Origin of the sequence: Streptomyces sp. NPDC000983, assembly GCF_040299205.1 — a bacterium.
Lineage (GTDB): Bacteria > Actinomycetota > Actinomycetes > Streptomycetales > Streptomycetaceae > Streptomyces.
In genome coordinates, this window is record NZ_JBEPBM010000022.1 from 106,102 (window position 1) to 124,460 (window position 18,359).

The window sequence follows — 18,359 nt, forward strand, 5'->3', positions numbered from 1 at the left end:
TCAGCTCTTGGCGGCGGTGGCCTTCTTGGCGACCTTCGCCGCGGCCGGAGCGGGCACCGACTTGGCTGCCTCGTCGGTGGCGGCGGAGCCCGCGGCGTCCGCACCCGGCTCGGCGGCCGGATCCTGGGGACGCACGCCGACGCCCAGCTTCTCCTTGATCTTCTTCTCGATCTCGTTGGCCAGGTCGGGGTTGTCCTTGAGGAAGTTGCGCGCGTTCTCCTTGCCCTGGCCGAGCTGGTCGCCCTCGTACGTGTACCAGGCGCCGGCCTTGCGGACGAAGCCGTGCTCCACGCCCATGTCGATCAGGCCGCCCTCGCGGCTGATGCCCTGCCCGTAGAGGATGTCGAACTCGGCCTGCTTGAAGGGCGGCGCGACCTTGTTCTTGACGACCTTGACGCGGGTGCGGTTGCCGACCGCGTCGGTGCCGTCCTTCAGCGTCTCGATGCGGCGGATGTCGAGGCGCACCGACGCGTAGAACTTCAGGGCACGGCCACCGGTCGTGGTCTCCGGAGAGCCGAACATCACGCCGATCTTCTCGCGGAGCTGGTTGATGAAGATCGCGGTGGTCTTGGACTGGTTGAGCGCGCTGGTGATCTTCCGCAGCGCCTGGCTCATCAGACGGGCCTGGAGACCGACGTGGCTGTCGCCCATCTCGCCCTCGATCTCCGCACGCGGGACGAGCGCGGCGACGGAGTCGATGACGATCAGGTCGAGGGCACCGGAGCGGACCAGCATGTCCACGATCTCCAGGGCCTGCTCGCCGTTGTCCGGCTGGGAGAGGATCAGGTTGTCGATGTCGACGCCGAGCTTCTTGGCGTACTCGGGGTCGAGGGCGTGCTCCGCGTCCACGAAGGCGACCTGGCCGCCGGCCTTCTGCGCGTTCGCCACCGCGTGCAGCGTCAGCGTCGTCTTACCGGAGGACTCCGGTCCGTACACCTCCACCACGCGGCCGCGCGGCAGGCCGCCGACGCCGAGGGCCACGTCGAGCGCGGTCGATCCGGTCGGGATGACCTCGATGGGCTCCATCGACCGCTCGCCCATGCGCATGACCGCGCCCTTGCCGAATTGCCGTTCAATCTGTGCGAGTGCGGCATCCAGGGCCTTCTCGCGGTCGGTTCCTGCCATGGGTTCCACCCGATTTGCTTGAGTCGATCGCTTCACGTCAAAGACGCTAACGCCTGCCACTGACAATGCGCCCCGACGCCCGCCCGGCCTGTGGATAACCGAGGTACCAACCTGGACAGACCATCCCGAAACACCCGCCGAAAGCCTTGCCGGAGCTTCCATAAGAATGGATGTTCGATTTTGGTGTCAAGCGCACCACGCGGTACCCGGAGCCCCTCCCGGAAGCCCTGTACCCACGTTCCCCGGCGTCTAGGGTGCAGTCATGACCATCGAGGTTCGCCCGGCGTCGGTCTTCGAGGACGTCAGGGCCGTGATCGGTCCGAAGTCACCCACCGCGAACGTCTGCTGGTGTCTGAGCTACCGGATCCCGTCCCGGCTCAACAACGAGCTGCGCGGACCGGAGCGCGGTGAGTACGTCGCCGGCCTGTGCCGCTTGGAGCCCCCTCCCGGGGTGATCGCCTACGACGGCGACGAGCCGGTCGGCTGGGCGGCCGTGGCCCCGCGCGCGGACACGTCCTTCGCCCGCAACCGCAAGATCCCGCACGTCGACGACCTGCCGGTGTGGTCCCTGTGGTGCGTCCGGGTCCGCCCCGGCCACCGCAAGCAGGGGATCTCCCACTCCCTCATCGCGGGCGCGGTGGAGTTCGCCCGCGAGCACGGCGCCCCGGTCGTGGAGGCCTACCCCCTCGACAACGGCGACGCCAGGGTCGACCTGACCATGGCGTACGCCGGGCTGCGCGGGAACTTCGAGCGCGCCGGGTTCGTGAAGGCCGCCGACACCACCTCGGTACTGGCCGGCCATCCCAGGATCCTGATGCGGCGCGACCTGCGCTGAGGGCTCAGCCCCTGCCGCCCCCGGGCGGGGAGCCACCCTCGGGCGAGGAGCCGCCTTCCGAGCCGGAGCCGGATTCCGAGCCCGAGCCGGAGTCCGCGCCGGAGCCGGGCTCCACCGCGGAGCCCTCCCGCCCGCCCCGCGACCGCCACAACCGGGTGAGGAGGCCGGGACCGGTGCCCCGCGCCCGGTGCCCGTGCACCCGGGGGTCGTCGGTGACGTCGTACCGCTTCACGTACGCCCCGAGGAACCCCTGCAGCGTGGCCACCACCGGGATGGCGACCAGCGCGCCCACCGCGCCCAGGAGCGCGGTACCGGCGATGACGGAGCCGAAGGCGACCGCGGGGTGCACGTCGACCGTCTTCGCGGTCAGCTTGGGCTGGAGCACGTAGTTCTCGAACTGCTGGTAGATCACGACGAAGATCAGCACCCACAGCGCGTACCAGGGGTTGACCGTGAACGCGATCAGCATCGGCAGGGCGCCCGCGAGATACGTGCCGATGGTGGGGATGAACTGCGAGACCAGGCCCACCCAGACGGCGAGCACGGGCGCGTACGGCACCCCCAGGGACTCCAGCAGGATGTAGTGGCAGACCCCGGAGATCAGCGCCATCAGGCCGCGCGAGTAGAGATAGCCGCCGGTCTTGCGCACCGCGATCTCCCACGCGCGCAGCACCTCGGCCTGCTTGGCGGGCGGCAGGACGGAGCACAGGGCGCGGCGCAGCCGGGGGCCGTCCGCGGCGAAGTAGAACGAGAACAGCGTGATCGTCAGTAGCTGGAAGAGACCGCCGATGACCTGCGCGGACACGTCGAGGACGCCGGTGGCGCTGTTCTGCACGTAGTTGCGCAGCCAGTCGGAGCGCAGCAGGCCCTCCTGGATGTCCACCCGTTTCAGATCGGTCTGGAAGTGGGTGTTGATCCAGTTGATCACGGAGTCCAGATAGTCCGGGAACCCCTCGACCATGGTGACGATCTGGCCCGCCAGCATCGAGCCGAGCAGCGTGACGAACCCGGCGGAGACGACCATCACCCCGAGGAACACCAGGCCGGTGGCGAGCCCTCTGCGCATGCCGCGGGCGGCCATCCAGCTCACCGCGGGTTCGATCGCGAGCGCCAGGAAGAACGCGATCAGGATGTTGACCAGCAGTCCGGTGAGCTCGTGGAAGGCCCAGCTGCCGAGCTGGAAGGCACCGTAGAGCGCGAGCGCGAGCACCATGGCGCGCGGCAGCCAGCGCGGCATACGGGCCGGGGGCCGCGCGGCGGCTCCGCCGTCCGGAGGGCCGGCCGGCGGCGTCGTACCGGGGGACGAGGGCTGCGGATCGAGCTGTCGGGTGTCGTCAGTGGGTGCCACGGGGCAAGTCTCGCCCACTCCACCGACAGCCGGATGCCGTCCTGGGTCTTCGTGACCTGTCAGCGCTGTTCCTGTGGCACGTTCATGACGTGGCAGACCACTCGCCACACGTCCTTGGCCTCCCAGCCGGCGTCCAGGGCCTCGTGGACGGTACGCCCGCCGAGCTCCGTCATCACGTGATCGTGCGCGAACGTCTCGGCGTACCCCGTACCGAAGTGCCCCGCCATGCGCTCCCAGAAGACCGTCAACCTCATGACGTAAGTATCCCGCCCCCGGGGGTGGGCCCGAGCCGGGACCCCGCGCCGAGGGGTTCGGCGGCCTACGGTCTGACGCATGGCCGAAACAGGAGCTTCCCCACTCCCCCAGATGCCCCCGGCGCACTCCCCGCTCTTCCGCGCCGAGCAGTTCGTGTGGCTCACCGCGCGCGTGCTGGAGCAGCGCCTCTTCGCGTACCACTTCCTGCACGGCGACGCCGATCCGGTGGAGACCGCGCTGGACGCCTACCGCAACGACGACGGCGGGTACGGGCACGGGCTGGAACCCGATCTGCGCGGCCCGGTCAGCCAGCCGCTGCCCACCGCGCACGCGCTGCGGGTGCTGGACGCCGTCGGCCGGTGCGGCGGGCAGCGCGTGGAGCGCGTGTGCCGCTATCTGACCTCGGTCTCCACCGCGGACGGCGCCCTGCCGGCGATCCATCCCAGCCAGCGCGGTTATCCCGCGGCGCCGTTCGTCCCGGTCGTGGACGACCCGCCGAGCGAGCTGCTGGCGACCGGGCCGGTGGTCGGGGTGCTGCACCGCAACGAGGTGTGGCACGCCTGGCTGTTCCGGGCCACGGACTTCTGCTGGCAGGCCGTGGAGGCGCTGGAGGAGTCCCACCCGTACGAGATCGAGGCCGCCGTGGCGTTCCTGGACCACGCTCCGGACCGCCCGCGCGCGCAGGCGGCGGCGGACCGGCTCGGCCGCCTGGTGCGCGCCCGCAGGCTCGCCGCGCTGGACCCCGGCGACCTGGCCGCGTACCCGGTCGCGCCCGGCTACGCCCCGGCCGAGCACCACTTCCCGCACGACTACGCCAGGGCGCCGCACTCGCTGGCGCGCGCGTGGTTCACCGACGACGAGATGGCCCGCTCCCTGGACTTCCTCGCCGCCGGGCAGCAGGAGGACGGCGGCTGGCCGATCCGCTGGCGCCAGTGGTCCCCGGGCCCCGCCCTGGAGGCACGCCCGCTGGTGACGATCGACGCCCTGCACACCCTGAGGGCGTACGGCCGCGCCATCGGCTGAGCGGTCGCACACGAGAGGGGGTACGGCCGCGCGGTCGCCCACCTGACGGCGTAGGGCCGCGTCATCGGCCGAGCGGTCAGCCGCCCAGCGCCCGGACTCCCGCCGTCACCGCCACGGCCGCCGCGACGACCAGCAGGAACGGGGCCCGCAGCACCAGGGCCAGCGCGGCCGCGGCGAGTCCGGCCGCCCTCGCGTCCAGCGTCAGCATCCGCCCGTCGGCGAAGGTCTGCTGAGCGGTGAGGGCGGCCAGGAGCGCGACGGGCAGCAGTGCGGCGAGCCGTCGGACCAGGGGCCGCTCCAGCACCCCGGCGGGCACCAGGAGCCCGGCGAGCTTGACGGCGTAGCAGCCGAGGACGGTCAGGCCGACGGCGATCCAGATGTTCACCGGTTCTCCTCTCCCCGGCCCTGCCCCTGGCGCCGCCGGCCCTCGGCCCACAGCACCGCGGGAGCGGCGAGCGCGGCGACCAGTACCGGCACACCGGCGGGCAGGACCGGCAGCAGTCCGAGACCGAGGAGGACCGCGGCCCCGGCGACGGCGCGTTCGGTCGTGCTCTTCAGCATCGGCGCGAGCAGGGCCAGGAACACGGCGGGCCCGGCCGCGTCGAGGCCCCAGGCGTCGGTGTCCCCGATGGCCTCGGCGCCCAGCGCGCCGGCCAGCGTGGTGAGGTTCCACAGCGCGTACAGGCTGAGCCCGGTGACCAGGAACCCGATCCGCGCGGCGCGCCGGGTGGGCTGCGCGAGCGCGACGGCGGCGGTCTCGTCGATGACCCACTGGGCGGCGAACGGCCGCACCGCGCGCGGGAGGGCGAGCACCTGTGACAGTCGCAGCCCGTAGAACGCGTTGCGCACCCCGAGGAAGAAGGCTCCGGCGGCCGCCGCGAACACCCCGCCCCCGGCGGCCAGCGCCCCGACGAGCGCGAACTGGGACGCGCCGGTGAACACCAGGAGGCTGAGCGCGCAGGTCTGCCACAGCGTGAGCCCGCTGCCGGCCGAGGTCACCCCGAAGGCGAATCCGGACAGTCCTACCGCGACGCCGACCCCGAGCCCGTCCCGGACGACGGCGGAGTCCGGTTTGCCCTCGCCGTCCCGTGTCTTGGTGAGTGTTGTGTCTGCCACGCCTCGGACGGTACGAGCAGCGGCCCCTTCGGGTCTTGTACGTTCTTGCGCTCACGCCGGTAGGCGCCCGGGGGCACGCCCACGATCCGGGTGAAGTGGCGGTTGAGGTGGGGCTGGTCGGCGAAGCCCACGGCGAGGGCGGCCTCGGCGGGTGTCACGCCCGTGTCCAGCAGGTCGCGCGCCCGCCGGACCCGGGCGTCCGTCAGCCAGGTGTGCGGCGGCATCCCGTAGGCGTCCCGGAAGGCCCGCAGCAGGGCGAAGGGGCTGGTCCCCAGTTCCGCGGCGAGCCGCTCCAGGGTCGGCGGCCCGGCCATCCGCTCCTGGAGCACCGCACGCGCGCGTGCTGCGAGCCGGGCCCCCGCGGTGCGGATCTCCCGTTGCGGCAGCGGCCCGCCGTTGAGCCGCAGCAGCCGGGTCACGGCGACCCGCAGGAGCGTGTCGGCAGCCAGGGCGTTGCCCTCGTCGGCGGCGCGCAGCACCTGGTGGACCAGGGACACCGTGTACGGGTCGTCCAGCACCGGGGAGACGAAGCCGGGCGCGCCGCGGATCGAGGTGGTCTCGGCCGCGATCTCGGCGACGACCTCGGGCGAGGGGTACACGGCGCCGTACCGCCACCCCTCCGGCACGCCGGCGCGGCCGGTGTGCGGGGTGTCCGGGTTGACCAGGGCGAGCGCCCCGGCCCCCGCGTACTGGTCGGAACCGCGGTGGTGGAAGACCTCGACGCCGTCGGCGATGGCGGCGATCACGAAGTTCTCGTGGGTGTGCCGGACGAACGTCTTGTGTATGTACCGGGCACGCAGCAGGTCGACACCGGGCAGTTCCGCGTACCGCCAGTGCCGTGCCCGCTCCCCGGAACCCGCCATGCCGCCATTCTCCCCGCACCCGGGCCGCGCTCGCAGCCGCCGCGTTCTCGCAGGCCGGGGTGATTGTCAGTGGCCGGGTGCAGGATGGACGCATGGTCAGCTCCGCCCACAAGGCCCTGGACGGCTTCTCCCCCGCGACCCGCGGCTGGTTCACGGGGGCCTTCTCCGCGCCCACCGCGGCCCAGGCGGGCGCGTGGCAGGCCATCGCGGAGGGCTCGGACGTCCTGGTGGTGGCCCCGACCGGTTCCGGCAAGACGCTGGCCGCGTTCCTGGCCGCCCTGGACCAGCTGGCCTCGACACCGCCGCCCGCCGACCCGAAGAAGCGCTGCCGTGTGCTGTACGTCTCACCGCTGAAGGCCCTCGCGGTGGACGTCGAGCGCAATCTGCGCTCCCCGCTGACCGGGATCCGTCAGGAGTCCGTCCGGCTGGGGCTGCCCGAGCCGGAGGTCAAGGTCGGCATCCGCTCCGGCGACACCCCCGCCGCCGAGCGCCGGGCACTGTCCACCCGGCCGCCGGACATCCTGATCACCACGCCCGAGTCCCTGTTCCTGATGCTGACCTCGGCCACCCGTGAGGCGCTGACCGGCATCGACACGGTGATCCTGGACGAGGTGCACGCGGTCGCGGGCACCAAGCGCGGCGCCCACCTCGCGCTCTCCCTGGAGCGGCTGGACGAGCTGCTGCCCCGTCCCGCCCGACGCATCGGTCTGTCGGCCACGGTCCGCCCGGTCGACGAGATCGCCCGCTATCTCTCCCCGCGCCGCAAGGTGGAGATCGTCCAGCCCGAGTCGGGCAAGGAGTTCGACCTCTCGGTGGTGGTCCCCGTCGAGGACCTGGGCGAGCTGGGCGGCTCGCCGGTGGCCGACGGCAACGAGGGCGCGGAGCGGCCGTCGATCTGGCCGCATGTCGAGGAACGGATCACCGACCTCGTCCAGTCGCACCGCTCCACCATCGTCTTCGCCAACTCCCGCCGACTGGCGGAGCGTCTGTGCAACCGTCTGAACGAGATCGCCCACGAGCGGGCCACCGGTGTGCCGCTCGACGAGCACCACAGCCCCGCCGAGCTGATGGGCGGCTCCGGGGCCGCCCAGGGCGCCCCGCCGGTCATCGCCCGCGCGCACCACGGCTCGGTCTCCAAGGAGCAGCGCGCGCTGGTGGAGGAGGACCTCAAGGCGGGCCGGCTGCCGGCCGTGGTCGCGACCTCCAGTCTCGAACTGGGCATCGACATGGGCGCCGTCGACCTGGTCGTGCAGGTGGAGTCCCCGCCGTCGGTGGCCTCCGGCCTCCAGCGCGTGGGCCGCGCGGGGCACCAGGTGGGCGCCGTCTCCACGGGCGTGGTCTTCCCGAAGTACCGCGGTGACCTGGTCCAGGCGGCCGTGGTCACGGAGCGGATGCGCACCGGCTCGATCGAGTCGCTGCGGGTGCCCGCCAATCCGCTGGACGTGCTGGCCCAGCAGGTCGTCGCCATGACGTCCATGGACACCTGGCAGTTCGACGACCTGCTCGCCTCGGTCCGGCGGGCCGCGCCCTTCGCCTCACTGCCCGAGTCCGCGTTCACGGCCGTCCTCGACATGCTCGCGGGGCGCTACCCCTCGGACGCCTTCGCCGAGCTGCGCCCGCGCGTGGTGTGGGACCGCGTCGCCGGCACGGTCACCGGGCGCCCCGGCGCGCAGCGCCTCGCCGTCACCTCCGGCGGCACGATCCCCGACCGGGGGCTGTTCGGGGTGTTCCTCGCCGGGTCGGACCCCAAGAAGGGCGGCGGCCGGGTCGGCGAGCTCGACGAGGAAATGGTCTACGAGTCGCGGGTGGGCGATGTGTTCACCCTCGGCACCAGCTCCTGGCGCATCGAGGACATCACCCGGGACCGGGTCCTGGTCTCCCCCGCGCCCGGGGTGCCCGGCCGGCTCCCCTTCTGGAAGGGCGACCAGCTCGGCCGCCCGCTCGAACTGGGCCGCGCGGTGGGCGCGTTCCTGCGCGAGGTCGGCTCGCTGAGCAAGGAGGACGCCCGGCTGCGGCTGCTGGCCGCGGGCCTGGACGCCTGGGCGGCGGACAACGTCCTGTCGTATCTCGACGAACAGCGTGAGGCGTGCGGGCACATCCCCGACGACCGCACCATCGTGGTCGAGCGTTTCCGCGACGAGCTGGGCGACTGGCGGGTCGTCATCCACTCCCCCTTCGGCGCCCAGGTGCACGCCCCCTGGGCGCTCGCGCTCGGCGCGAAGCTCTCCGAGCGGTACGGCATGGACGCGCAGGTGATGCACGCCGACGACGGCATCGTGCTGCGCCTGCCGGACGCCGATCTGATGGGCCTGGACCTGCTGGACCAGGAGCCCCGCCGGGCGGGCACCGAGTTCGACGCCGACCGGGCGCCGGTGGGCGCCGCGGACGTCGTCTTCGACAAGGGCGACGTCGATCAGATCGTCACCGACCAGGTCGGCGGCTCGGCCCTGTTCGCCTCGCGCTTCCGGGAGTGCGCGGCGCGTGCCCTGCTCCTGCCGCGCCGCAACCCCGGCAAGCGGACCCCGCTGTGGCAGCAGCGTCAGCGCGCGGCGCAGCTGCTCCAGGTGGCGAGCGAGTTCGGCTCGTTCCCGATCGTGCTGGAAGCGGTCCGCGAGTGCCTCCAGGACGTGTTCGACGTCCCCGGGCTCACCGAGCTGATGGGCGACCTGGAGTCCCGGAAGGTGCGCCTGGTCGAGATCACCACCCCCGAGCCCTCCCCCTTCGCCCGCTCGCTCCTGTTCGGCTACGTCGCCCAGTTCCTGTACGAGGGCGACTCCCCGCTCGCCGAGCGGCGCGCCGCCGCGCTCTCCCTGGACTCCCGGCTGCTGGCCGAGCTGCTCGGCCAGGCGGAGCTGCGCGAGCTGCTCGACGCCGAGGTGCTGGCCGAGCTGGAGCGGGAGCTGCGGTGGCTCACCGAGGACCGCCGGGTCAAGGACGCCGAGGGTGTCGCGGACCTGTTGCGGATGCTCGGCCCGCTGACCGACGCCGAACTGGCCGAGCGGGGCGCGGATCCGCAGTGGGCGCCGGAACTGGCCGCGGCCCGCCGCGCGATCCGGGTCCGTATCGCCGGCACGGACCACTGGGCGGCGATCGAGGACGCGGGCCGTCTGCGCGACGCGCTGGGCACCGCGCTGCCGGTCGGTGTCCCGGAGGCGTTCACGGAGCCGGTGAAGGACCCGCTCGGCGACCTCCTCGCCCGCCACGCCCGCACCCACGGTCCCTTCACCTCGGTCACCGCGGCGGCCCGCTTCGGGCTGGGCACGGCGGTCACCGAGGGCGCCCTGCAACGGCTCGCGGCGGCGGGCCGGGTCGTCCAGGGCGAGTTCCATCCGGCCGGCATCGGCCAGGAGTGGTGCGACGCGACGGTCCTGCGGCGCCTGCGCCGACGCTCCCTCGCCGCGCTGCGGCACGAGCTGGAGCCGGTGTCTCCGGCCGCGCTGGCGCAGTTCCTCCCGCAGTGGCAGCACATCGGCAAGGGGCACGGGCTGCGCGGCATCGACGGCCTGGTGCGGGCGGTCGAGCAGTTGCAGGGCGCTTCGGTGCCCGCGTCCGCCCTGGAGAAGCTCGTCCTGCCGTCCCGGGTGCAGAACTACAGCCCCGCCATGCTCGACGAACTGACCTCCGCGGGTGAGGTGGTGTGGGCGGGCGCCGGCTCGCTGCCGGGCAAGGACGGCTGGGTCTCCCTGTACATGGCGGACGCGGCGCCCCTGCTGCTGCCGGAGCCGCATCCGCTGGAGCCGACAGCGCTCCACCAGTCGATTCTGGACACCCTGTCCGGGGGGTACGGCCTGTTCTTCCGGCAGATCGCCGACCAGGTCCGCGCCACCACACACCCCGAGGCCACCGATCCGCAGCTCGCGGACGCCCTGTGGGAGCTGTCCTGGTCGGGCCGGCTGACGAACGACACGCTGGCCCCGATGCGCTCGCTGCTGGGTTCCGGCCGCACCGCGGGTGCCACGGCCCACCGCGCCAAGCGCACGGTCCCGCGCGGGCGCTACGGCTCGCTCACCGCCGCCGCCCGTCCCGCCTCCCGTTCGGGTCCGCCGACCGTCGCGGGGCGCTGGTCCCTGCTCCCGGCCCACGAGTCCGATCCCACGGTGCGCGCGCACGCCCTGGCCCGCACCCTCCTCGACCGGCACGGCGTGGTGACCCGGGGCGCGGTCTCCGCGGAGGGTGTGGAGGGCGGCTTCTCGGCGACGTACCGGATCCTGTCCGTGTTCGAGGAGAGTGGTCAGGCCCGGCGCGGCTATGTGGTGGAGGGGCTCGGTGCCGCGCAGTTCGCCATGGACGGCGCCGTGGACCGGTTGCGCGCCGTGTCCAACGCCCGCGACCGCGGCGAGACGCCCACCGCGGCCTTCCCGGCGGATTCCTTCCCGGCCGAGTCCTTCCCGAACGCGGCGTTCCCGGGCGCCGGGTTCCCCCAGGACGCCTTCACCGGCCAGGGCCCCTCCGGCCAGGACCTCACCGACCACGGCTTCGCCACGCATCCGCCCGAGGGCTTCGAGGACGCCGCCCCGCACCCGCCCGCCAGACCGGACGAGTACGTCTCCCCCCGCGACTTCCCCTCCCCCGCGCGACGCCCCCGCCCCGCCCCGGACTCCCGGGCCGTGGTGCTGGCCGCCGCCGATCCGGCGAACGCGTACGGCGCCGCCCTGCCCTGGCCGGAGCCCCCGACCAGCGCGGGCCACAAACCGGGCCGCAAGGCGGGCTCGCTGGTGGTACTGGTCGACGGCGAACTGACCCTCTACATGGAGCGCGGCGGCAAGACCCTGCTGGCCTGGCCCGCCGCCCCGGACGACACGCCCGCGGACGACCCCCGGCTGCGCGCGGCGGCCGACGCCCTCGCCGCGTCCGCCCGCGCCGGCTCCCTGGGCACGGTCACCGTGGAGCGGATCAACGGCGCCCCGGCCCTCACCTCCCCCATCGGCACCCTCCTGGAAGGAGCCGGCTTCGTCGCCACCCCCCGCGGCCTGCGCCTGCGCGCCTGACCCGGCCCGCGGAACCGGGAACCCCAGGAGCCTCGCCCCGTGCCACTCTTGACCCATGCCCGAAGGTGACACGGTCTGGCAGGCCGCGAAACGCCTGCGCACTGCCCTCGCGGGCGCCACGCTGACCCGCAGCGACTTCCGGGTGCCCAAGTTCGCCACGGCCGATCTCACCCGCCGCACCGTCCTGGACGTCACCGCGCGCGGCAAGCACCTCCTCACCCGCGTCGAGGGCGGACTGACCGTGCACTCGCACCTCGGCATGGAGGGCTCCTGGAGGATCTACGCCGACCGCGAGCGCTGGACCGGCGGCCCCGCCCACCAGATCCGCGCGGTCCTCGCCACCGCCGACCGGACCGCCGTCGGCTACCGCCTCCCGGTCCTCGAACTCCTGCGCACCGGCGAGGAGTCCCGCGCCGTGGGCCACCTCGGCCCCGACCTCCTGGGCCCCGACTGGGACCCGGAGCGCGCCCTGACGAACCTCCTCGCCGACCCCGCCCGCGCCCTCGGCGAGGCCCTCCTGGACCAGCGCAACCTCGCCGGCATCGGCAACATCTACAAGAGCGAGCTCTGCTTCCTGCTCGGCGTGACCCCCTGGCTCCCCATCGGCGCCGTCCCGCCCGACCGCGCCGCCAAACTCCCGGTCCTCGCCCAGAAGCTGCTGGAGGCCAACCGGGAGCGCCCGGTCCGCAGCACGACGGGCCTGCGCGGCCAGGACCTCTTCGTCTACGGCCGCGCCCCGCGCCCCTGTCTGCGCTGCGGCACCCCGGTCCTCTTCGCCCAGCAGGGCGACGGCTCCCGCGAACGCCCCACGTACTGGTGCCCGAGCTGTCAGGGCGGCCCGTCCCCCGCACCGCTCCACCGGCGCCGCCGCACCAATTGACGGACCGTCAGAAACCCTCGTACCGTCCCTTCATGGCCGTCAGCGCGTACGACCTCACCGGACGCACCGCCTTCGTCACCGGGGCCGCCGGCGGCATCGGCCGCGCCTCGGCCGTCCTGCTCGCGGCGGCCGGAGCCACCGTGCACTGCGCGGACCGCGACACGCGCGGCCTGCACGAGACCGCGACCCTGATCGAGGACGAGGGCGGCACCGCCCACACCCACCCGCTGGACGTCACCGACCGCGCCCGGCTGCGGGAGGCGGTCGCCTCCTGCGCCCGGCTCGACGTGATGGCCGCGGTCGCCGGGATCATGCACAGCAGCCCGGTCCTGGAGACCACGGACGAGGACCTCGACCGCGTCCTGAACGTCAACTTCAAGGGCGTCCTCTACGCCTGCCAGGAGGCCGCCCGGCGGATGCTCGCCCAGCGCACCCCCGGCAGCATCGTCACCATGGCCTCGGGCGCCGTCGACACCGGCGGCCCGGGCCTGCTCTGCTACGGCGCGGCCAAGGCGGCCGTCGTGCAGCTGACGAAGACCCTCGCCACCGAGGTGGGCCGGCACGGCATCCGCGTCAACGCCGTGGCCCCCGGCTGGATCCGCACCCCCATGACCGACCGCCACGACGCGGAAGCACAGGAGCGAACCGAGGCGCGCATGGCCCGCATCGCGCCCCTGGGCCGCGTGGGCGCCCCGCAGGACGTGGCGCACGCGGTGCTCTATCTGGCCTCGGACGCCTCCGCCTTCACGACGGGTCAGATCCTGCGCCCGAACGGGGGTGTGGCGATGCCGTGGTGACCCGGCCCGTACGCCAGGCCCGCCCCCAGCGCCCCGCCGCGAGGGCGTTCACCGCCCGCGTCCTGGGCACCGAGTGCACCGGCAGCAGGCTCAGCCCCCATCCCCCGGCGGCGACGGCCCCCTCCAGCGCCCCGGCGTCCGGCGCCACGGCGAGCCGCAGCACGGCCCACCACCACAGTGTCCCGGCGCCGAGCGCAACCCCCCAGCGCGCTATCCCCGCCATGACCGCCACCTCCAGCCCGAAGCTAGATCACCGCCCGTGCCCGCAGGGAGGGCGCACCGGCGGGGCACGGAAGCAGCGCGGACCGGTGTCACCGTCGCGACATCACCCGTTCTCGGCCTGGAACATCCAGTGGTGCTTCTCCAGATCCGCCGTGATGGTGATGAAGATGTCCTGGCTGACCGGGTCCGCCTCACCGGTGGCGTCGATCCGCGCACGCATCCGGGCGATGACCGCGCCGAGCGCGTCCACCAGTGTCCCCACCGCGTCCACGTCCTTGACCCAGCCGTCCCGCACCGCCCCGATACCGCTGCCCTCGGCGACCGTCGCGGCCCGCCCGTCGGGCGGCACGCCCAGGGCGGAGGCCCGCTCGGCGACCGTGTCGGAATGGGCCCGCGCGATGTCCACGACCTCGTCGAGTTGCAGATGCACGGAGCGGAAGCGCGGTCCGACCACGTTCCAGTGGATCTGCTTGGCCACCAGGGCCAGGTCCACCAGATCGACGAGAGCGCCCTGCAGCGCCCCGGACACGGCTCTGAGGTCGGCCTCGGGCAGCGGGCTCTTGACGACGTACATCCGGATGCTCCGTTCGGTGTGCGGACCCCGAGTCCCCGCACTCCACGATGCACGAAAGCCCCGGCCGTCGCCTCTCCAGTCCTCCCGGAGGGGCCCCGGCCGGGGCTTCGTACACGTCCTCAGCGCGTGATCGGCTGGTGCTCGCGCGCGGGTCTCACGCGGCGACCACGTCCACAGCTTCCGCGGGCGCCTTGATCGTCACCCGTTCCGGTGGCACACCGGTCACCGATACGGAACCCAGCATCGGCCGGACCGACGTGGGTACGGGCTCACTGGGGGTGGCCGCAGCAGACTGGGCCAGCTCGGCGAGGGCGAGCTCGTCGCTCACTTCCCGCATGAGCTCGGACATCCGTACGTCCAGCGCGTCGCAGATGGCGGAGAGCAGCTCGGAGGATGCCTCCTTCTGCCCCCGCTCCACCTCGGAGAGATAGCCGAGCGAAACTCGGGCGGACGAGGAGACTTCGCGCAGAGTACGGCCCTGGCGCTGGCGCTGCCGACGCAGCACGTCACCCAGCAGGCGACGGAGCAGAATCATCGGTGGCTCCCTCCTCGGACCGCGTAGCCGCATCCTTCACGCCCCACCGTACCGCCTCGCGCTGCGGCCGTGCGGGGAGCGATGTCGTGTTCACTCAGGGCTGCAAACATCAAAACCCCCCGTTCTGTTCCGTATCCTGTGCCCGCTCATTCTCGGTCTGTTCGCTCGCAAGCTGCTGAAGGAGCAACGCGAGTACGCTCCGTACACTCTCCATACGAATTTCCGCCCGGTCGCCGTTCAACCGCAGCGAGGCCACTTTCCCGCCACCGAATGCTCCGGAATCCGCGGAAAGGGGTCCCTGCACGGCCACGAAGACGGTGCCCACGGGCTGCCCGTCCTGCTCGTCCGGTCCGGCGACGCCGGTGGTCGCGATGCCCCAGTCGGCGCCGAGCGCCGTCCGGACGCCGGCCGCCATCTGGGCGGCGACCTGGGCGTCCACCGCCCCGCGCCGCTCCAGCAGGGCCTCCTCGACGCCCAGCACCCGGTGCTTGAGCTCGGTGGCGTAGGCGGTCACCGAGCCCCGGAACGCCTTGGAGGCACCGGGGACCGAGGTGATCTCCGCCGCGACGAGACCACCGGTGAGCGACTCCGCCGCGGCAAGGGTCTCACCCCTCACCGTCAGTAGTCGCACCACGTCGGTGGCCGGGGAACTCACGCTTCCGTCTCCTCCGACGCCGCCTGGCGCGCGGCGATTCCCTCTCTGCGCAGCACAATGGCCTGTCTTACGTAGTCGAGCCCGGTCAGCACCGTCAGGACGACCGCCGCACCCATCACCCAGAACCGCAGAGTGGCCAGCCACCCCGTCAGTGCCAGCACGTACATGCCGACGGCGATGCCCTGGGTGAGCGTCTTGAGCTTGCCGCCCCGGCTCGCCGGGATGACGCCGTACCGGATGACCAGGAAACGCATCAGGGTGATCCCGAGTTCCCGGCCGAGGATCACGATCGTCACCCACCACGGCAGATCGCCGAGGGACGACAGGCAGATCAGCGCCGCCCCCATGATCGCCTTGTCGGCGATGGGGTCGGCGATCTTCCCGAAGTCGGTGACCAGGTTGTACGTCCGCGCCAGATGACCGTCGAACAGGTCGGTGATCATGGCGATGGCGAAGGCCGCCCAGGCGAGCGAGCGCCACGCCGGGTCGTAGCCGCCGTCGGCCAGCATCAGCGCCACGAACGCCGGCACCAGCAGCAGCCGGAGCATGGTCAGCAGGTTGGCGATGTTCCAGACGCTGGCCTGGTTGACGGCCGCCGCCGCGATCTTCCCGCCCCGGGCCGGCTTGGCCCCGCCCTGTTCGTCGGGGGCCGGGGCGGCCGGCGCCGCCTTGGCGGAACCGCCCGCGGCGGATGCCGGGACTCCCGTCATCTGGCCCCCTCCTCACCGGGCACGGGCGAGCCGTCGAGCGGCTCGGCCACCAGGTCGACACCTTCCGTGCCGACCACCTTCGCCTCGACGATACGGCCGACGCTCATCCCCGCGCCGCTCGTGAGCAGCACCTGGCCGTCCGTCTCGGGCGCCTGGTGCTCGCCGCGCCCGTACACGCCCTCCTCCTCGTCCACGGACTCCACCAGCACCCGCACGGTCTCTCCGACGCGCTCCTCGGCCCGCTGCCAGACCAGCTGCTCGGCCAGCCGGGAGACCCGCGCCAGCCGCTCGGCGACGACGTCCACGTCGAGCTTGTTCTCGTACGTCGCCGCTTCGGTGCCGTCCTCGTCGGAGTAGCCGAAGACCCCGATGGCGTCGAGGCGGGCGTGGTTGAGGAAACGCTCCAGCTCGGCCAGGTCCGCCTCGGACTCGCCGGGGAAGCCCACGATGAAGTTGGAGCGCACACCCGCCTGGGGCGCCTTGCTCCGGATGGTGTCGAGCAGCTCGAGGAAGCGGTCGGTGTCGCCGAAGCGGCGCATCGAGCGCAGCACGTCGGGCGCCGAGTGCTGGAAGGAGAGGTCGAAGTACGGCACGACGTTGGGCGTGGAGGTGAGCACGTCGATCAGCCCGGGCCGCATCTCGGCGGGCTGGAGGTAGCTGACGCGGACCCGCTCGATGCCGTCGACGTCGGCGAGCTCGGGCAGCAGGGACTCCAGCAGCCGGATGTCGCCGAGGTCCTTGCCGTAGGAGGTGTTGTTCTCGGAGACCAGCATGATCTCCTTCACACCCTGCTCGGCCAGCCAGCGCGTCTCGTTCAGGACGTCGCTCGGGCGGCGCGAGATGAAGGAGCCGCGGAAGGAGGGGATGGCGCAGAAGGAACAGCGCCGGTCGCAGCCGGAGGCGAGCTTCACCGAGGCGACGGGGGCGCCGTCGAGCCGGCGGCGCAGCGGTGCGCGGGGGCCGGAGGCGGGGGCGAGCCCGTCGGGCAGGTCCACCGGGCCGTGTCCGGGGAGGGCGACCTCGGCGGCGGACTCCTGGCGCTGCGCGGGGCTGACCGGCAGCAGCTTGCGCCGGTCCCGCGGGGTGTGGGAGGCGTGGATGCCGCCGTTCAGGATGGTCTGGAGGCGGTCGGAGATGTTGGCGTAGTCGTCGAAGCCGAGGACGCCGTCGGCCTCGGGCAGGGCCTCGGCCAGCTCCTTGCCGTACCGCTCGGCCATGCAGCCGACCGCCACCACCGCCTGGGTTCTTCCGTGGCCCTTGAGATCGTTGGCCTCCAGGAGGGCGTCGACGGAGTCCTTCTTGGCTGCGTCGACGAAGCCACAGGTGTTGACGACGGCGACGTCCGCGTCGGAGGCGTCCTCCACGAGGTCCCAGCCGTCCGCCTCCAAGCGGCCTGCGAGCTCCTCCGAGTCCACCTCGTTACGGGCGCAGCCAAGAGTGACGAGTGCGACGGTACGGCGTTCAGGCATGGGCTCAAGACTACTTTGTCTCGCTGACACCCCACGTCGACGGGGTTGGCCGATCTTGGCCGACCCCGTACGACATGCACCGCTCAGCCGACCTGGGGGTCGCCCTTGGTGTAGGTGAGGCGCTCCACGGCACCGGGCTGCCAGTCGTCGTCGATCTTCTTGCCGTTGACGTAGAGCTGGATCGCGCCCGCGTCACCGAGGACGAGGTTGATCTTCTCGCTGTCCTGGAAGGTCTTCGACTCACCCTGCTGGAGGAGGCCGTCGAAGAGGAGCCGGCCGTTGTGGTCCTTGGCGGAGATCCAGCTCTTGCCGTCGGGGGCGCTGACCCGGACCGTCACCTTGTCCTGGGGCGCGGCGGCGATGGCGCTGTCGGAGGGCTCGGGTTCGGGCGCCTCGGGCTTCTCGGACTTGGGCTTGGACGTGGCGGACTTGGTGGCCGACGGCGTGGCGCCGTCGGCGACCTGCGCCGCGCCGCCCTCGTCGCCGCCCTTGAACGCGGTGAACCCGACGAAGCCGACCACCGCGACGATCGCGGCGACCATGGCGGCGGTCCAGTTCGGCCCGCGCCGCTCCGGACGGATGCGCTCGGCCTCGAACAGCGGGGCCGCCGGGGTCGGCGCCGGACGGCCGCCGTGGTCCGCGTCGTACTGGGCCAGGAGCGGGCCCGGATCGATGCCGACGGCCCTGGCCAGCGTGCGGATGTGGCCGCGGGCGTAGACGTCGCCGCCGCAGGGGGCGAAGTCGTCTGCCTCGATGGCGTGGACGATGGGCAGGCGGACTCGGGTGGCGTTGCTGACGTCGTCGACGGTCAGCCCGGCAGCAATGCGGGCCTGCTGGAGGGCACGGCCGACCGAGGTGCGGGATTCGTCGGAAACGTCTTCGAACGGACGCTCGTCTTCAGGGGAGTTGCCGATGGACACGGGGGCGCCTTTCGAGCGTGTAGCCACCTGTGCTGGAGGTTCAG

Annotated in this window: 18 protein-coding genes; 5 read left to right on the forward strand and 13 right to left on the reverse strand. The window is 72.9% G+C overall.

The annotated features are described in order from the left end of the window. A complete protein-coding gene (recA, locus tag ABT296_RS24460) occupies window positions 1–1,125 on the reverse strand; it encodes a recombinase RecA (protein WP_351930764.1) in 1,125 nt (374 codons plus the stop codon). Between the two features lie 262 nt (window positions 1,126–1,387). Between recA and ABT296_RS24465 the strand changes: the two genes are divergently transcribed. Continuing rightward, window positions 1,388–1,960 carry a GNAT family N-acetyltransferase gene (locus ABT296_RS24465; protein ID WP_351930765.1) on the forward strand — a complete coding sequence of 191 codons (573 nt, stop codon included), beginning with the start codon at window positions 1,388–1,390 and terminating at the stop codon, window positions 1,958–1,960. Between the two features lie 4 nt (window positions 1,961–1,964). Here ABT296_RS24465 and ABT296_RS24470 read toward each other — a convergent pair whose 3' ends face one another. Together ABT296_RS24470 and ABT296_RS24475 are read right to left on the reverse strand one after the other, a co-directional pair. Next, on the reverse strand, window positions 1,965–3,308 hold the full coding sequence (locus ABT296_RS24470) for an AI-2E family transporter (RefSeq protein ID WP_351930766.1): 1,344 nt from the start codon (window positions 3,306–3,308) through the stop codon (window positions 1,965–1,967). A 59-nt stretch (window positions 3,309–3,367) separates the two neighbouring features. Next, a complete protein-coding gene (locus ABT296_RS24475; protein ID WP_351930767.1) occupies window positions 3,368–3,562 on the reverse strand; it encodes a DUF3046 domain-containing protein in 195 nt (64 codons plus the stop codon). 79 nt (window positions 3,563–3,641) lie between these two features. Here ABT296_RS24475 and ABT296_RS24480 point away from each other — a divergent pair, with 79 nt between their 5' ends. Continuing rightward, the gene (locus tag ABT296_RS24480; protein WP_351930768.1) at window positions 3,642–4,586 is read left to right on the forward strand and encodes a hypothetical protein; all 945 of its coding nucleotides are present in this window, start codon (window positions 3,642–3,644) and stop codon (window positions 4,584–4,586) included. Window positions 4,587–4,662: 76 nt separating this feature from the next. On the opposite strand, the gene ABT296_RS24485 is transcribed toward ABT296_RS24480, so the two are convergent. The 3 genes from ABT296_RS24485 to ABT296_RS24495 are packed head-to-tail and all read right to left on the reverse strand — an operon-like array spanning window position 4,663 to window position 6,565. Continuing rightward, window positions 4,663–4,971, reverse strand: a complete 309-nt coding sequence (locus tag ABT296_RS24485) for an AzlD domain-containing protein (RefSeq protein ID WP_351930769.1) — start codon at window positions 4,969–4,971, stop codon at window positions 4,663–4,665. Next, window positions 4,968–5,702 carry an AzlC family ABC transporter permease gene (locus ABT296_RS24490; RefSeq protein ID WP_351930770.1) on the reverse strand — a complete coding sequence of 245 codons (735 nt, stop codon included), beginning with the start codon at window positions 5,700–5,702 and terminating at the stop codon, window positions 4,968–4,970. The genes ABT296_RS24485 and ABT296_RS24490 overlap by 4 nt, the downstream gene beginning before the upstream one ends. After that, window positions 5,609–6,565, reverse strand: coding sequence for a helix-turn-helix transcriptional regulator (locus ABT296_RS24495; RefSeq protein ID WP_351930771.1), 957 nt, complete (start codon window positions 6,563–6,565; stop codon window positions 5,609–5,611). The genes ABT296_RS24490 and ABT296_RS24495 overlap by 94 nt, the downstream gene beginning before the upstream one ends. Before the next feature lie 92 nt (window positions 6,566–6,657). On the opposite strand from ABT296_RS24495, the gene ABT296_RS24500 reads away from it, so the two are divergent. From ABT296_RS24500 to ABT296_RS24510, 3 genes are read left to right on the forward strand one after another with little or no spacing between them, the layout of a single operon-like run. Then, window positions 6,658–11,553, forward strand: coding sequence for an ATP-dependent helicase (locus ABT296_RS24500; protein WP_351930772.1), 4,896 nt, complete (start codon window positions 6,658–6,660; stop codon window positions 11,551–11,553). Window positions 11,554–11,608: 55 nt separating this feature from the next. Then, window positions 11,609–12,433: an Fpg/Nei family DNA glycosylase gene (locus ABT296_RS24505; protein ID WP_351930773.1), complete on the forward strand. Its 825-nt coding sequence runs from the start codon at window positions 11,609–11,611 to the stop codon at window positions 12,431–12,433. A 32-nt stretch (window positions 12,434–12,465) separates the two neighbouring features. Continuing rightward, a complete protein-coding gene (locus tag ABT296_RS24510) occupies window positions 12,466–13,230 on the forward strand; it encodes an SDR family NAD(P)-dependent oxidoreductase (protein ID WP_351930774.1) in 765 nt (254 codons plus the stop codon). Here the strand turns inward: ABT296_RS24510 and ABT296_RS24515 are convergent. The 7 genes from ABT296_RS24515 to ABT296_RS24545 form a co-directional block, all read right to left on the reverse strand. Beyond that, on the reverse strand, window positions 13,178–13,453 hold the full coding sequence (locus ABT296_RS24515; RefSeq protein ID WP_351930775.1) for a hypothetical protein: 276 nt from the start codon (window positions 13,451–13,453) through the stop codon (window positions 13,178–13,180). The two genes, ABT296_RS24510 and ABT296_RS24515, sit on opposite strands and share 53 nt — an antisense overlap. Window positions 13,454–13,555: 102 nt before the next feature. Continuing rightward, window positions 13,556–14,026 carry a Dps family protein gene (locus tag ABT296_RS24520; protein ID WP_351930776.1) on the reverse strand — a complete coding sequence of 157 codons (471 nt, stop codon included), beginning with the start codon at window positions 14,024–14,026 and terminating at the stop codon, window positions 13,556–13,558. A gap of 154 nt (window positions 14,027–14,180) precedes the next feature. Then, on the reverse strand, window positions 14,181–14,561 hold the full coding sequence (locus tag ABT296_RS24525; RefSeq protein ID WP_015657463.1) for a helix-turn-helix domain-containing protein: 381 nt from the start codon (window positions 14,559–14,561) through the stop codon (window positions 14,181–14,183). Between the two features lie 109 nt (window positions 14,562–14,670). Then, window positions 14,671–15,216 carry a CinA family protein gene (locus ABT296_RS24530; RefSeq protein WP_351930777.1) on the reverse strand — a complete coding sequence of 182 codons (546 nt, stop codon included), beginning with the start codon at window positions 15,214–15,216 and terminating at the stop codon, window positions 14,671–14,673. Continuing rightward, window positions 15,213–15,926, reverse strand: a complete 714-nt coding sequence (gene pgsA / locus ABT296_RS24535) for a CDP-diacylglycerol--glycerol-3-phosphate 3-phosphatidyltransferase (RefSeq protein WP_351930778.1) — start codon at window positions 15,924–15,926, stop codon at window positions 15,213–15,215. Before pgsA ends, ABT296_RS24530 begins: the two co-directional genes overlap by 4 nt. Further along, window positions 15,923–17,395, reverse strand: a complete 1,473-nt coding sequence (rimO, locus tag ABT296_RS24540; protein ID WP_351930779.1) for a 30S ribosomal protein S12 methylthiotransferase RimO — start codon at window positions 17,393–17,395, stop codon at window positions 15,923–15,925. The genes pgsA and rimO overlap by 4 nt, the downstream gene beginning before the upstream one ends. Before the next feature lie 83 nt (window positions 17,396–17,478). Continuing rightward, window positions 17,479–18,315 carry a helix-turn-helix domain-containing protein gene (locus tag ABT296_RS24545; RefSeq protein ID WP_351930780.1) on the reverse strand — a complete coding sequence of 279 codons (837 nt, stop codon included), beginning with the start codon at window positions 18,313–18,315 and terminating at the stop codon, window positions 17,479–17,481. Between the last annotated feature and the right edge of the window lie 44 nt (window positions 18,316–18,359).